The following is a 14,835-nucleotide window of genomic DNA, read 5'->3' as shown; positions in this document are numbered from 1 at the left end:
GTTAAGATAGATATTTAATTATTGTGTTAGCGCATAAACTCAAGTCACCGAAAAAGCACTAAAACTTAATGCTTTTGGGTCACTTGAGTTTTAAACTGCGACTACCTTACGGGAGCTGTATGACAAACTAGTTACACTTTAATAAACATAAAATGACAATATTAATTATTTAAAAAAGAGTAAGTTAGTAAATTTTAGGAACGGAAAAAAGCCGCCCGAAGGCAGCTTTGGTGTTGCGATTATAAATTAGTTCTTTTGTACGCTTACCTGTTGAATACGATTTAGAGTAAAGCGGTACGTAATGTTTCGGCGTGCACTTTTTCACGCTTCACATACTTGATCCATTGCTCAGCTAAACGCTGCGACTTTTTGTGTTTTTCCGCTTGCTCAAACGCTAGAATCGAGGCATCAAAGTTTTGTAAATTGTACTGCGCCATACCTAAGGCAACATACACATTTGATTCAAACTCTAAGCCACCTTTATTTAGGGCTTTACGTGCTGCATCCGCTGCTTCTTCATATTTTTCAAGGTTAATGCTTACCTCTGCAATACGTTGTTCGTACTGACCATGCGACACTAAATCAGCGGCTTTTGCAAAATAAGCAAGTGACTTTTCACCCTCTTTTGCTTGTACCATTGCTTCTGCAACAAAGGCATAGTTTTTCGCTGATTTTTCAGCGACACCGTCTTGCATAGCTTTACTCATCACGTTCGCCGCTTTAAAAGCCAGGCCGTTGTATAAATAAACTTGTGATAATTGACGTAAATCTGATTTAGATTTCATGAAACCTTGTTGGTATGCCGCTTCCAAAATCGCTAATTGCTTTTTCTCTGCGCCCGTTTCACCGTACATGCCACCTAACTGAACCCAGTACTCAGGCTTGTTGTAAAGCTTAACTAAACGCTCAAGTACCTCGACCACTTTGTCAGACTGATTAAGTGAGTAGTACATAGCACGCTGTAAGATTAACCAGTTTTCTTTTGGCATTTCACCTTTGCTGTCGGCTTCAGCGATAGCTAGGTTAATGTTCTCAATGCCTTTTTGGTAATCTTTAAGCTGATAATACGCTTGAGATTTTAATACGTAATAAGCATCTGTTTTCGGCTTGTCGTTAATCACATCCCACTGTGCTAAATATTTGATTACCTTTTCGTAATCGCTATTAGCCATGGCAAGTTGCGCTAAGCTAAAGGTGGTGCTTACACGTAATGTTTCTGGAATCGCATCTTCGTTTACTACTTTTTCAAACGAGGCAATTGCTTTATCTAAGTCGTTTTCGTTGTAGTAAATAAAACCGTAGAAATTATGCATCATGGCAATTTCATACGAGTTCATGCTTGAAGAGCGCTCTTGAATACTATCAAGTGCTTCTAGCCCTGCTTTTGCATCACCATCATCAGCCAGCTTTTGTGCTCGTGCTAATTGGCTATACACTTTTTCACGCAGTGCAGGTACTCGTTTGGTTTTTTGCTCCTCAGCGTAAACTGTTGCAAGTGTCACACCTGGTAACATGCTAACAACGCTTGGGACTACAAGGCTGCTTGTGAAAGCAGCCGCGCAAATCACGGCAACTTTTAAAGGTTTCATAATCGCATTCCTCTTTTCTAACCGTTAATTTGGAAAGAAATTTTGTTCTGTACGCCCGCTACTTCAACAGCTTCACCGTTAACAACGCGCGGTTTATATTTAAATTTAAGTGCTGCATCCATCGCAGCGCGGTCAAACAGTGATTCTGGTTCAGCTTTAATCACTTTCGGGTCACGAACTGTGCCTTGCTTGGTTACTGTAAACTCAACAATCACATAGCCTTCGATACCACGCGATAAAGCTCGGCGCGGGTAAACAGGCGCTACTTTTACAATCGGTAGGTATTCACCATCGCTTGATTCAAGGGCTAAGCCGCCAGCTAAGTTAACGTCGGCTTCAACACTGGCACCAAAGTCAAAGTTGGCATTACTCGCGTTAGGATCACTGTTTTGCATTTGCGGTGATTCCATTGGCGGAGGTGGCTCTTTTGGCGTTGGTGGCTTTTGCGGTTTACGTTCTTTCTTTTGCACTGTCTCTTCTTTTTTCAGACGAACAAAATCAAGTACGTTTCCTTTTACGGGCTCAGACATGGCCCCTTCACCACCGGTGATCAGTGCCTGCATGCCTAAAAACAGCATAACAGTCACGATACCAGCGATGATTAATGCAACTATATAACGCATTGCTCACATTCCTTATGATGCTTCTTGCGCAGCAATCGACACATCAAATGCGCCTGCAGCACGCGATGCATCCATTACTTTAATAAGTACATCGGTTGTGGCTTTCTTATCAGCTTGAATAACCACGCTACCTTGTGGGTTTTCAGCTTTTAAGCGCTCGATATTTGCTTGAACTGCACGAACATCTACTTGGCGTTTGTTGATCCAAATTTCACCTTTGTCAGAAATAGCAACTAATATGTTGGCACGCTCTTTTTTCACTGCTGTTGCTGCTTCAGGGCGGTTTACATCAATACCGGCTTCTTTTACGAATGATGCTGTTACGATAAAGAAGATAAGCATGATGAAAACAACGTCTAGCATTGGCGTCATGTTGATTTCTTCAGCGTCGTCTTCTTGAAATAGGTTACCTAGTGGCGCTCTCATTGTTAGTCTCCTAGTGGGTGATGCTCACATCACCCTAAAATTCGTTTAGTGGTCTAAGACCATGTTGTCTTCAAGTAATTGCACTTCGCGTTTTGCACGACGTTGTAAGAACGTTGATGCGAAAACCCCTGAAAGTGCACCCACCATACCGGCCATTGTTGGAATAGTGGCTTTAGACACCCCTGATGCCATCGAACGTGCACTGCCTGTGCCTGTGATTGCCATTACATCAAATACTTCGATCATGCCGGTTACGGTACCTAACAGACCTAAAAGTGGACATAACGCAACCATTACGTTGATTAGCGCAAGGTTATTATTTAGTTGCATGCCAGCGCGTGAAATCATCGCTTGGCGAATTTGCTCTGCGTTCCAGCTGTTACGCTCTGCTCTATTGCTCCAAGTGCTTTTTACGTCTTTCTTGTAGCGTTTAAAGCCACCAAAGAAGTACATAAAACGCTCAAGTATCAATAACCACATCGCGAAGATGAGGACCCCGATGACCAAGAGAACTTGGCCACCTGTGTCGAGGAAATCACGTAGAGCATTGATTGCATCAATCAATAGCACCATGATTTATGCTCCTTTCTCGCTTCGCTCTGCGATGATACCTGCGCTTTGCTCTTGTAAAATCAACAGCATGTTTTTAGAGCGCGTGTTAAGAAGTGTGTATAAGAATACTGTAGGGATAGCCACAACCAGACCAAGTACCGTTGTTACAAGTGCCTGAGAAATACCACCCGCCATTAGTTTAGGGTCACCTGTACCAAACAAGGTAATTGCTTGGAAGGTGTTAATCATACCGGTTACCGTACCTAGTAGACCAAGTAGTGGTGCTACCACAGAGATAATCTTAATTAGCGTCAGGTTACGAGTAATTTTTGGCATTTCACGAATGATTGCTTCGCTTAATTTAAGCTCAAGCGTGTCGTACGCTACATCTGGGTACTGATCTTTCACTTTCATTACGCGACCAAGAGGGTTGTCATCACGTGCCACTGTGTCTTTAAGTTGACGACGGATTTTGCTACCCATAATCATCAGAGATACAAAACGCTCAAGTGCGATTAGTAAAGCGATTAAGCCAACACCTAAGATGATGTAACCAACCGTACCACCTTGGTGAACTTGCTCTTCAGTATCTGGTGCTTGTACTAAAAGACCTAAAATTGAACCACCTGTAGGGTCAAGTGCGAACGGTACAACACCTGAATTTGCTTGTTGTAAGTCAGCTGCAGTTGCTGTGTAACGGCTGCTAGGCTGACGTGTAAGCTGGCTGATTGTATTTGTAGCCGGTGTGTACTCTAGGTATTTACCATCAGCAATTAAGTTAAATGCACCTACACGCACCACTTCTTTTTGTGCTTTGCTGCCACCTTCAACGATTACATCGGTTGTAAAGCGAGATACTTTACCTTGCTCAGTCATTTCGCGTTGTAATTCAAACCATACTTTTTCGATATCATCGATTGAAGCAAGCTTTGACGTTGAACCCATTTTTTGTGCTAGTTCATCCATGAAGTTACTACGACCAGGAAGCTCTGCAGAAACAACTGACGTCATAAATTTATTGCTTGAATCACCCGCTACTTGTTGTAACACACCGAATAGCTCTTTAAGTGAACCCATGCGGTTTGAAAGCGTGTCTGTTAAGTTAGCTAGCTTTACTTCGTTTTCTTCAAACTGAGTTTCTAAACGCTCAGACTCGTTAAGCATTGCAGTACGTTTTGCTTGCGTATCTTTAAGCATTTGTACTTGTTCGTTTTGACGCGCCATGAACTCTTGTTCACGTTGTTTATTTTCGGCGCTTTGCTGTGCTTTACCTTGCTCTAATGTTTTTAGTAATGAGTCTAAATCCATTGGCTCAGCCGCTAGGCTGCTACCAGCAAAACCAAGGCCAGCTGCAAACACGGCCATTTTTGTCATTTTCGTTAATAATTTCATCTCAAACCTCTTATTCAGCAGCGTGGACTGGCAGTGTTAACATATCTGGGGCAAGTTGCTTACGTGCAATGCGTAAACCTTTGTTGATTTGGCTGATTGCAGAATCTGGTAATTCAACAAACGATTTTGTTTCTTTATCCCAGCTACCTGCTTTTTTGCCGTCGCGTGTTAAATAAATAAGTTCTAAACGACCGATGCGTAAGAAATCTACTTCGCGCTCTTGGCCATCTACATTCAGTAATGATGTGTACGCTTCGATAGTGCGACCGTAATCTACTTCTACTTGGTAAGCTTCAAGTAAGCGGCGGAATTTTTCACTTGAAGTGATGTCTGCGCGGTCCATCATTTCTTTTAATGATGCAATACGCTTGCTACGTTCTTCAGTTAAGAAAGGAACGTCTAGTGCAACGAATTGCTCAAGACCTGTAATCATTCGCATCATTAACGGCGTAATTTGACGCTCAATAACCGATACCTGATCCATTGACTCGTTTAACGCGTCCATTTCTGCAATTTGGTTATTTAATTGCTTAGTAAGTTGCGCGTTATAAACAGTTAAGCCGTCAATTTCTTTATTAAGGGCTTTGAATTGTTGTAAACGACCTTGCATTGAATCTGCAATCTTGTCGATTTTAGTTTGTGATTGCGCCGCAGATTTGTTTATCTCGCTGCTTTTATCAATTACTTTATCTAGATCGTTTGCATGTACTGCTGCAGATGCCGCTACAATACCTGCTAAAATCAGTGGTTTAACGCCTTTCATCGCATACACCTTTACTCGTTAAGTTAGCTTAATTTGCTAGTTGGGTTGTTTTATTGTGCGAAAGGATAACGATGAAAAATGACAAGCATGTTGCGCAAAAAATACAAAAATATGACAGCTGTAACAATTAGTTTATATTGTGCAAAGATAAGGCAAAAGTTGCAGGGTTTCGGGAACTAAATATGGGATAGGATTTGCTGATAAGTACTTTGCCAGTCTTGATAATTAACAGGGACAGCAGCATAGAGCCCTTTATTTTCAAGAACTAAAGACGGGAAACCTTGAATAGGTAAGCTTCTCGCTTGGTTTATTTCGTCCATAAGTAATGAATTTATTTTTTCACTTTCTATTTCGTGAATAAATGCATTTTTATCTAACCCTATTTGCTCAGCAAGGCTTGCAAGGGTGCTGATGTCAGATGGATTTTGTGCATCTAGGTAGTAGGCTTTTTGAATGGCATAAAGCATCTCTTGCTCTTTATTTTGCTGCCTTGCAACAAGCACTGCACGGCATGCTGGGTAAGTAGAACGGCGCGGTTGCGCGGTATGCCAAAACTCATGATTAAATGGTGTGCCAAGTTGCTGCTCAATGCGCTGCCATGTTTGCTGTAAAAACTGCTGCATTTCTTTTCGCATTGGCTCATCTGAATCAGGCGCAAGGCCACCCACTTTATATTCAATAGCAAGTTTGTCGCCAATGGCTGCTTGAAGCTTTAACCAAGTTTCTCTGAAGCCCCAGCACCAACTACACATTGGGTCATAAACGTAAATTAGCTTTGCCATTTAATTAACCTCACTTAAACCTGACACAACTAGATTGCGCCCTTTTGCTTTGGCCTTATACAAGTTTTCATCAGCATGCTTAATTGCTTTACTAAATTGGCTTCCCCTTTCGAGGCTGGCAATACCAATACTGCAAGTTATAGATATAGATTGCCCAACATCATAGGGGATCTGTTTTTGAGCAACAAAAGCGCGCAACTTTTCAGCTACAGAGTGTGCAATTGTTAGCCCTGTTTTAGGTAGCAAAATAATAAACTCTTCGCCACCATAGCGTGCTTTTATATCGGTTCCTCGCAGTTTATCGTGCAACATAGAAGTAAATGCAATAAGTACTTGATCACCAAAATCATGGCCATAACTATCGTTGAGTGACTTAAAATTATCTAAATCAATTAATAATACTGACATAGGTAAGTAGTTTGCCGCTTCAGCTTCAAGGCGGGGTTGAATATGTTCATAAATGTAACGACGATTAGCAAGACCTGTAAGTGGGTCAGTCAATGCATCGCGTTTTTCTATTAAGGTAATACCAGCAATTTTTTGATGGCTTTTTTGTCTAAAATATTCGCTAATCGCAGCGAACAAAATTACTAAACTAAAGGACGCTAAAAAGCGTGAAGTTTCAACTTGCCCATAGTGTGCTTGACCAAAATTAGGGCTAAACAGCAGTGCTAGAGAACTAAAATACATAATAGCAACCAATACACTGCCCACTTTTAACCCTAAGGTGACATAAGCCACAATGGGGTAAAACATTAGCCAATATAAAGCGGTATTCTCTTTACCGCCGGTGTACACTAAGGCCATACAAAGCAATAAGATAATAGATAAAATAATGCAGCTAACAGGCACAAGAGCACCTGTGCGAAAGTAATACAGCATGCACAGCACGATGGTTACATCACTCACAACCAACATAATAGTTAATGGTAAGGCGTAAATTTGATAGTTAGATAACACCAACGAAGTGATTAAAACAATGGCAAAAAAAGCCATGGTAAATAAGGTGAAGGCACGGCGCTGTTTATCCGCCGTGTCGACACTGTTTAAAGTAATGGCATTAAGCCAGTTTTGATCCAAAATTGCAGTCTCTTAACAACTAAACTTTAAATTTAAGTACCAATTGTTCTAGCTCATAGAACTGGGCTTTTAATTTTGTACACTCGTTTAAGGTGTTATTCAGATTGCTCTGGCCTTGATTAGAAAGCTCGCTAATTGAGTGTATGTCACTGTCTAGGCTTTGAATGACTTGGTTTTGTTCAGTAGTGGCATTAGCAACACTGTGGTTCACCTCATCAATTGACTCAATGGCACGGGTTACCTCTGCCATTTTATCGCCAGCTACATGAGCTTGCTCAACACTCTTTTCACTGTCGCGAATACTTGCAGTCATTACTTCAACCGCAGACGCAGAGCCTTGTTGTAATTGCGAAATGGTGTCTTCGATTTCTTGCGTTGATTGCTGTGTACGATGCGCAAGTTGGCGTACTTCGTCGGCGACAACCGCAAAGCCTCGACCCGCTTCACCCGCACGGGCAGCTTCAATTGCGGCATTAAGGGCTAGTAAATTAGTTTGCTCACTAACCCCTTTGATCACTTCAAGCACTTGGCCGATGCTTACGGTGTGTGCATCTAAACTATTAATGGTTTTTTGCGCCTGCTCCATATTACGAGACAAGGCATTAATTGCCGTTAAATTATCAGCTAATGCGGATTGGCTTTGTAATGATTGGCTGTTAGCACTGGTTGCTAAGGTTGACGCATTACTTGCACTATTTGAGATTTCTACCGCACTCGATGTCAGTTCATTGATTGCAGTTGCTACGTTATCTGTACGCTTTGTTTGGTCAGCATACATGTCGAGCGTGCCTTGCGTTTGATTAACTAAACTCTCAACTAAGCGCTCAAGCTCAACGGTGGTATTTTTAACTTGCTCTATTGATGTATGAATCTTCTCGATGAACGCATTAAAGTAATGGCTCAACTCACCAAACTCGTCATTATTTTCAACTTCAAGACGACGGGTTAAATCCCCCTCGCCTTGTGCAATATCCTTAATTGCATCGTTCAAGCGCTGCATTGGGCGCATTAAGTAGCGAAGTAAAAACTGCATCATCAGTACAATCGCGACAATACCTAACAGCATATAAATAGCTGCCATATTTCTAAATGAGGCAACCGATGAATAAGCTATTTCCTCGTTAATAACTACACCTAAATACCAATCAACGTTTTGAATACCTTTAACCTTGGTAAACGATACTAATTTGTCTGAGTCATCAATTTGAACTTCAACGAACTCAGATTGAAGCGATAAGTCTTTGCCAAATAAGTCACGCATGTTTTTATCGATAAACTTCGTTTCTGGGTGGCTTAAAATATGCCCTTCGCTATCAAGTAAAAAGCCATAACCAAACCCTAAAAAGTCAATTTCGTTGACGATTTTGGTAATCGTTTTCATGTCGATGTCGGCACCCGCAACACCACTAAACACACCGTTTGCTTGCATTGGCGCTACAGCAGAAATAGTTAGTTCATTGGTAGTTACATCAATATAAGGGGCTGTAAACGCAGTACTGCTTTTATTTTCAACAAGTTTGTACCATGGACGTTTGGTAGCATCGTAATCAGGTGGTAAAACAACCGATTGATCATTCAATACAAAAGTGCCATCAGTGATACCAATATAGGTATTTTTAAAATCACCTGCTTTGTCGGCTGTGTTTAGTTGTTTAAGTGTTAACTCTTTACTATCACCTAGCTGATAGGTGTCTGCGACAGACGAAACAATCGCTAATTTAGCGTTTAACCAGTTAGCTATATTTTGCGATACTGATTGAGAAATCTCTTGCAGAACAAGCGAAAGCTGCTCCTGCGTTTGGCTGCGCATAGAGACGAAGTTATTGACGGTAAATAATCCGAGCACAATCACTAAAACCAGTGATGCAGCCGCAGTTACCTTGGTGGTAAATTTCAAAGTGCTTTTGGAGCTTTGCATGACAAACCTATTTGTTATTTTTTTCGTTGTTAGCACTTTTATATTTAACAAATTTAAAGCCATTTGTCTTATAAAATTAAGCTAAAACTAGGAAATCGTTACTTATAATTAAAGTACGCTTTCTTTATAAATCAATTACTTTATTAACGGCAGCACATTCAACTTCTAAAGCCACATTAATAAAAAGCAGCAAAACACTCTTTGGAACGTTCCTATAAATTACCGCTTAAATCCCCCCTGAATACGTATTCATTAAATCATTCTGTCATCTAATTTTGTTGGCTAAAGCAAAAAATGGCACAAAAAAACCCCGCAACTCTGTGCGGGGTTTTTATTAATAGTTATTTTTAGCTGATGCGTTTTTTCCAGCTATCTGCTAAGCGTACAACGTTTAAGCCATACCAAGCGATAAATGCATAACAAATCACAGGTACAAAGAAGCTTTGTTGAATGTTTACTGTATCAGCTACCACACCTTGTACTAATGGTACTAAGGCGCCACCAACGATTGCTAGACATAACCAACCCGAACCTTTACTTGTGAGTGAACCTAGGCCTTCAATAGCAACAGAGAAAATAGTCGGAAACATGATTGAATTGAATAAACCAATCGCAAGTACTGAATAAAGCGCCACATCACCTTCAGTGAATATAGTCACTAACAGCAATACAATAACCATCATGGCATTAAAGAATAACGCTTTTGATGGCGCAATCTTTTGCAGTGCTGCAGAGCCAATGAAACGACCCACCATTGCACCGCCCCAATAATAAGCAATTAGGCTTGCCGCCGCATGCTCTTCAAGGCCTGCAATGTGCGCTTCGCCAAAGTAGTTTACTAAGAAGCTACCAATTGAAACCTCAGCACCGACGTAACAGAAGATACCTACAACACCCATCATTAAATGAGGTGCTTCAGCTAGGCTGTGGCCTTTCGCTTTGCAGTCTTGCTCTTCTGTGTGCTCTGCAATCACGGGTAATTTAAAGAAGGCAAATACTACAGCAATGGTCAGTAGTGCAGCTGCAAGCATAAGGTAAGGCACTTTGACAGATTCAGCAGTTGCCGCGTTTGCAGCTAACGTGCCTGCTGTACCAAAGAATAAAATACCACCCACATATGGACCAACTGTGGTACCGAGTGAGTTAAGTGCTTGAGCTAAATTTAAACGTGACGACGCCGTTTTTTCAGGACCTAACGCCACAACATACGGGTTAGCAGATACCTGTAATACGGTAATACCTGCCGCTAGAACAAATAACGCACCTAAAAATAACCAGTACTCATGTACTACAACCGCTGGGTAAAATAACATACAGCCAATTGATGCTACGACTAAGCCTGTTAGTACACCATTTTTGTAGCCCATTTTTTTAACCAACATACCCGCTGGTAGCGACACAATAAAGTAAGCACCAAAGAAACAAAACTGAACCAGCATTGCTTCTGTGTAGGTTAAATCGAATACCCCTTTTAAGCGCGGGATCAACACGTCATTTAAAACTGTAATAAAACCCCATAAAAAGAACAGGGTTGTCATTGCTGTCAGTGGTAGCAGGTAGTTTTTATTTTGCTGCGAACCATCGGCGACAAACGATTGGTTTGTATTTATTTCACTCACGTGGTTTTCACTCCGTTAACAAGTTACCTTTGATTCTACACATTGAAGTAAAAATAGCACAAAGATTTACTAGGAACGTTCCAATATTTTTATTTCCTGCTATAGTTGCAAGATGTACACAGATTTATTAATAACGCATGGCCACAGTTAACTTTAAAAGCCCTGATTTTCTTAAGCAGCATATTCAAGATACCCTTGCTTTTTATCACCCCCATTGTGTTGATCATTCAGCCCATGGCTTAGCTGGCTTTTATCAGTTTTTTAAAAATAATGGCGCGATCTACGATAAACACACTCGCCATTTAGTCTCGAGCACCCGCTTTGTTTTTAACTATGCAATGGCGTACATAGAGTTTAAAGAGCCAGAATATTTAAGCCTCACTAAACATGGTTTAGCTCACCTTGAACATGCGCATAAACAAGCATCTGGTGGTTATGCTTGGCTTATTGAGCAAGATGATAACGGCAAAGTAACCGTGTTAGACGACACCAATCATTGCTACGGGCTTGCCTTTGTTATGCTTGCAAACGCAGTAGCCTTAAAAGCAGGGGTAAACGACTGCAAAAATACCCTTTCGCAAGTTTGGGATTTATTAGAGCAGCACTACTTTGAACCCCAGCATAATGCCTATTTAGATGAGCAAAATGCCGATTTTAGCTGTGCAGATGACTATCGCGGCCAAAATGCCAATATGCATTTATGCGAAGCCTTACTGATGTGTTTTGAAGCAACCAACGAGACCCGTTATTTAAAACGTGCTAAACAACTTGCCGAAACTTTCACAGTAAAACTGGCTGCACAGAGCCAACAGTTTGTCTGGGAACACTATTCTAAAAATTGGCAACTCGATTTAGATTACAACAAAGATGACCCGCAGCATTTATTTAGACCTTGGGGATTTCAACCAGGTCATCAAACTGAGTGGGCAAAACTGTTACTTATTTTAAACCGCCATATTGATGAACCTTGGCTGGTAACGCGCGCTAAAAGCCTGTTTGATGAAACCCTGAGCATTGCGTGGGATCAGCAACATGGGGGCATTTTCTATGGCTTTGCACCAGATAAACAAATTTGTGATAGAGATAAATACTTTTGGGTGCAGGCCGAATCATTAGCCGCAGCAGCCCTACTAGCTGATGCCACAAATGACGAAAGCTATTGGCAATGGTACGAAAAAATTTGGCAATACAGTTGGCAACATATGGTAGATCACCAATATGGTGCGTGGTATCGCATTTTATCAGCACAAAACCAACCCTACAGTGACGCAAAATCGCCAGCAGGCAAAACCGACTACCATACTATGGGTGCCTGCTACGAAGTATTAAGAACCTTAACCTTGAGGAATGCATAATGAGTTTAGTGTGTTTTGGCGAAGCATTAATCGACTTTTTATCAGATGGTAAACAACCAGAGTCATTTACCAAATACGCAGGTGGCGCACCTGCCAATGTGGCTGTTGCAGCAGCAAAACTAGGCCTAAACACCAGCTTTTGCGGTATGCTAGGCGATGATATGTTCGGTCACTTTATTAAACAAGAGCTTGAGCAGCATGCGGTAAACACTGATTACTGTACATTCACCGATGCGGCTAAAACAGCATTGGCGTTTGTATCACTCGATGAAAATGGCGAACGCTCGTTTAGTTTTTATCGCCCACCAGCTGCCGATTTACTGTATCGAGTGGACGACTTTGAGCATGCAATGTTTGCAAATCACGCCATCATGCACGTATGCAGCAACAGTTTGACTGAGCACAATATCTATCAAACAACAATTTATGGTTTAACGCAGGCGAAAAAAGCTGGTGCAATTTGTAGCTTTGATATGAATCTGCGCGAAAACCTGTGGCCTAGTATGCGCCATACGCTTGATAGAATGTGGCATGTTATTTCTCTGGCAGATATCGTTAAACTCTCATTTGAAGAGCTTGAGTTTTTAAATCAAAGAAGCCATCAAGAAATGCCACTTGAGCATACTATTGATGCCATTTTAAAGGCCGGTGTAACCTGTTTGCTAGTTACCAATGGCGGCGAAGCAATCAGCTTTTATCACGCAGACTTTAAAGGTCAAGTTAGCCCACCAGCGACAAAAGTGGTTGATACCACAGCTGCAGGTGATGCGTTTATTGGCGGCATGCTGTCAAAGATTGGTCAGCACTGTGAAAACAAACAAAGTTTTAAAGCGTTTTGCCAAACCCCAGCTAACATCGAACAAACCATTGCTTATGCAGCTAAAGCTGGCGCTTTTGCTGTAAGCCGTTATGGTGCATTTGCGTCTTTACCAAGCGCAGCCGATTTAGCCTAGAACTTTGTTTAGGTTGAGTAATAAGCCCAGTATAAAGTAGTTTATGCTGGGCTTCTTCGCTATTGCTCAGTTTTACATTTATCGATAATTGGTAAATACCTAAACACCTTCATGTTTGGATCGATCACCACATGATCCCCCGCTTTTAAAGCAATGCTAATCTCGCCATTTTCAACATAATAAGTTTGCAACGAACCGTTTATTTGCACCGGAACTGGCATAGGGAATGGCTTATCTTGCAAAGAGTTTTTGTTCCATTTCAGCGTTAAGCTGTTAGCTGATTGAATAACATCAAGTTCAGGTAATTGAGCCTGTTTTAAATACACATCAAACAGCCAGCTATAATCTTTCGCCGTTAAGCGGTTAACAATAGCAATAAACTCATCGGTATTTCGATATCGCGGTGAAATTGGGTAAGCTAATTGCTTGGTGTCGTTCACCCCATAAAGCAGCTCACGGGTGGCTTGCCAAAATAACTCATCACCAATTAACCAGCGTAAGGAATGTAAAGTCCAACTGCCTTTGCCATAAATATCAGGGTTGAATGCTTGATCTGAGGTTATGTCGCCATCAAGTACAATGGCTTTACAGTTTTTAAGCCCTAAATACGACTTATACATGCTGTGGTTATAGGCCGCTTCACCGAATTTATACAAGCTATAACTTGGCTGCATGTAACTGCCAAAGCCTTCGTGTAGCCATGCATCGTTGAGTTTTTCATGGGTCATTAAATTACCAAACCACTCATGAGCTAACTCATGCTGTAATAACCAATCATAACCGCCAGCATCACGCTTATATTTTTTACCATAAGCATTGATCGTTTGATGTTCCATACCTAAATGCGGTGTTTCAACAAAGCCCAGTTTGTCATTCCCCCATGGGTAAGGCCCTAAAAAGCGCTCAAAAAACGCGACTTGAGAACGCAAATCCTGCTCTATTAGCATCGACGCTTGCTGTGTGTGTTTAGCAAGTGCCCAAAATTCAATCGGAACCTCAGTGCCATTAATACTAGTATAACTACGCTCAATACGTTGATACGGGCCTATGTTCAGGGCAATGTTATAGTCGCTTGCAGGCACAGATAGCAGCCAATCAAATTGTTGTTTGTTTGCTCCGACTGGTTTTACGCTTTGCAATACCCCGTTGGTTACTGCACTTAAGCCATTTGGTACCGTGAGCCTTATGCGCATGCTATCGGCTTTGTCAGCAAAATGATCTTTACAAGGCCAGAATAAATCACAGCCTTCGCCCTGCACTGCGGTAGCTATCCACGGCTCGCCGCTTTCTGTTTCAGCAAATCCAAACCCGCCATCCCAAGGCGCGTTTTTAGCAATATGGGGGTTGCCCTCATAGGCCACAGCAACACTTACTGTGCTGCCCGCAGGGTATTGCTTACCTAAATCAATGTTTAGCACACCTGCATTGCGGGTATAGTTAAGTGTTTTATCGTCTGAGGTAATTGCAGTGATTAAAAATCGGCTATCAAGTTTTAGTTCAACAAATTGGCTTGCAGATAGCATTTTAAACTGCGTTTTCGACACCCCTTTAATGCGTTTATCATCAGGAAACACTTCAAGTGATAAGTCGTAAAATTGCACATCGCTTTTTAGTGCAACTGCCGATAATGGCTGACCAGTATCACCAACGCTTGGATCAAGTGGCAAAGGTTTAACACTACAGCCAGCTAGAATGGCGATCATAGCAACGGCTGACACGCTTTTAAATAATTGAGTTACCTGCAAAACATCTACTCCATGTTGTTATTTGTATTATTAAAATA

At 41.5% G+C, this 14,835-nt stretch carries 13 protein-coding genes; 2 read left to right on the top strand and 11 right to left on the bottom strand.

The window, feature by feature from the left end:
- Nucleotides 1-281: 281 nt before the first annotated feature.
- The 10 genes from AOG27_RS05825 to AOG27_RS05780 form a co-directional block, all read right to left on the bottom strand.
- Nucleotides 282-1,589, bottom strand: coding sequence for a tetratricopeptide repeat protein (locus AOG27_RS05825; RefSeq protein WP_054552072.1), 1,308 nt, complete (start codon nucleotides 1,587-1,589; stop codon nucleotides 282-284).
- A 17-nt stretch (nucleotides 1,590-1,606) separates the two neighbouring features.
- Nucleotides 1,607-2,212: an energy transducer TonB gene (locus tag AOG27_RS05820; protein ID WP_054552071.1), complete on the bottom strand. Its 606-nt coding sequence runs from the start codon at nucleotides 2,210-2,212 to the stop codon at nucleotides 1,607-1,609.
- Nucleotides 2,213-2,224: 12 nt separating this feature from the next.
- The gene (locus tag AOG27_RS05815) at nucleotides 2,225-2,638 is read right to left on the bottom strand and encodes an ExbD/TolR family protein (RefSeq protein WP_036971869.1); all 414 of its coding nucleotides are present in this window, start codon (nucleotides 2,636-2,638) and stop codon (nucleotides 2,225-2,227) included.
- A 45-nt stretch (nucleotides 2,639-2,683) separates the two neighbouring features.
- Nucleotides 2,684-3,211: a MotA/TolQ/ExbB proton channel family protein gene (locus AOG27_RS05810; RefSeq protein ID WP_054552070.1), complete on the bottom strand. Its 528-nt coding sequence runs from the start codon at nucleotides 3,209-3,211 to the stop codon at nucleotides 2,684-2,686.
- A gap of 3 nt (nucleotides 3,212-3,214) precedes the next feature.
- Complete coding sequence (locus AOG27_RS05805) at nucleotides 3,215-4,582, bottom strand: MotA/TolQ/ExbB proton channel family protein (RefSeq protein ID WP_054552069.1); 1,368 nt, start codon at nucleotides 4,580-4,582, stop codon at nucleotides 3,215-3,217.
- A gap of 10 nt (nucleotides 4,583-4,592) precedes the next feature.
- Nucleotides 4,593-5,345 carry a DUF3450 domain-containing protein gene (locus AOG27_RS05800; RefSeq protein WP_054552068.1) on the bottom strand — a complete coding sequence of 251 codons (753 nt, stop codon included), beginning with the start codon at nucleotides 5,343-5,345 and terminating at the stop codon, nucleotides 4,593-4,595.
- A gap of 176 nt (nucleotides 5,346-5,521) precedes the next feature.
- The gene (locus AOG27_RS05795) at nucleotides 5,522-6,127 is read right to left on the bottom strand and encodes a DsbA family protein (protein WP_054552067.1); all 606 of its coding nucleotides are present in this window, start codon (nucleotides 6,125-6,127) and stop codon (nucleotides 5,522-5,524) included.
- Nucleotides 6,128-7,207: a diguanylate cyclase gene (locus AOG27_RS05790; RefSeq protein ID WP_235523677.1), complete on the bottom strand. Its 1,080-nt coding sequence runs from the start codon at nucleotides 7,205-7,207 to the stop codon at nucleotides 6,128-6,130.
- A gap of 19 nt (nucleotides 7,208-7,226) precedes the next feature.
- A complete protein-coding gene (locus tag AOG27_RS05785) occupies nucleotides 7,227-9,125 on the bottom strand; it encodes a methyl-accepting chemotaxis protein (protein ID WP_054552065.1) in 1,899 nt (632 codons plus the stop codon).
- Between the two features lie 347 nt (nucleotides 9,126-9,472).
- Entirely contained in the window at nucleotides 9,473-10,744 is a 1,272-nt protein-coding gene (locus AOG27_RS05780; RefSeq protein WP_054552064.1) for a sugar MFS transporter, read from the bottom strand.
- Between the two features lie 137 nt (nucleotides 10,745-10,881).
- On the opposite strand from AOG27_RS05780, the gene AOG27_RS05775 reads away from it, so the two are divergent.
- On the top strand, nucleotides 10,882-12,099 hold the full coding sequence (locus AOG27_RS05775) for an AGE family epimerase/isomerase (RefSeq protein ID WP_054552063.1): 1,218 nt from the start codon (nucleotides 10,882-10,884) through the stop codon (nucleotides 12,097-12,099).
- Nucleotides 12,099-13,052, top strand: coding sequence for a carbohydrate kinase family protein (locus tag AOG27_RS05770; RefSeq protein ID WP_054552062.1), 954 nt, complete (start codon nucleotides 12,099-12,101; stop codon nucleotides 13,050-13,052). Before AOG27_RS05775 ends, AOG27_RS05770 begins: the two co-directional genes overlap by 1 nt.
- A gap of 59 nt (nucleotides 13,053-13,111) precedes the next feature.
- Here the strand turns inward: AOG27_RS05770 and AOG27_RS05765 are convergent, their stop codons facing one another.
- The gene (locus AOG27_RS05765; protein ID WP_235523676.1) at nucleotides 13,112-14,797 is read right to left on the bottom strand and encodes a M1 family metallopeptidase; all 1,686 of its coding nucleotides are present in this window, start codon (nucleotides 14,795-14,797) and stop codon (nucleotides 13,112-13,114) included.
- Nucleotides 14,798-14,835 lie beyond the last annotated feature (38 nt).

It is taken from the genome of Pseudoalteromonas lipolytica (assembly GCF_001306915.1).
Taxonomy (GTDB): domain Bacteria; phylum Pseudomonadota; class Gammaproteobacteria; order Enterobacterales; family Alteromonadaceae; genus Pseudoalteromonas; species Pseudoalteromonas simplex.
The sequence above is the reverse complement of the archived record's forward strand: the minus strand, read 5'-3'. Positions and strand labels throughout refer to the sequence as shown.

Bases quoted from the DNA above. Each gene is read 5' to 3' on its own strand.
- AOG27_RS05815 (WP_036971869.1), bottom strand. From the start codon at position 2,638: ATGAGAGCGCCACTAGGTAACCTATTTCAAGAAGACGACGCTGAAGAA.
- AOG27_RS05800 (WP_054552068.1), bottom strand. From the start codon at position 5,345: ATGAAAGGCGTTAAACCACTGATTTTAGCAGGTATTGTAGCGGCATCT.
- AOG27_RS05770 (WP_054552062.1), top strand. From the start codon at position 12,099: ATGAGTTTAGTGTGTTTTGGCGAAGCATTAATCGACTTTTTATCAGAT.
- AOG27_RS05775 (WP_054552063.1), top strand. From the start codon at position 10,882: ATGGCCACAGTTAACTTTAAAAGCCCTGATTTTCTTAAGCAGCATATT.
- AOG27_RS05810 (WP_054552070.1), bottom strand. From the start codon at position 3,211: ATGGTGCTATTGATTGATGCAATCAATGCTCTACGTGATTTCCTCGAC.
- AOG27_RS05795 (WP_054552067.1), bottom strand. From the start codon at position 6,127: ATGGCAAAGCTAATTTACGTTTATGACCCAATGTGTAGTTGGTGCTGG.
- AOG27_RS05805 (WP_054552069.1), bottom strand. From the start codon at position 4,582: ATGAAATTATTAACGAAAATGACAAAAATGGCCGTGTTTGCAGCTGGC.
- AOG27_RS05820 (WP_054552071.1), bottom strand. From the start codon at position 2,212: ATGCGTTATATAGTTGCATTAATCATCGCTGGTATCGTGACTGTTATG.
- AOG27_RS05785 (WP_054552065.1), bottom strand. From the start codon at position 9,125: ATGCAAAGCTCCAAAAGCACTTTGAAATTTACCACCAAGGTAACTGCG.
- AOG27_RS05825 (WP_054552072.1), bottom strand. From the start codon at position 1,589: ATGAAACCTTTAAAAGTTGCCGTGATTTGCGCGGCTGCTTTCACAAGC.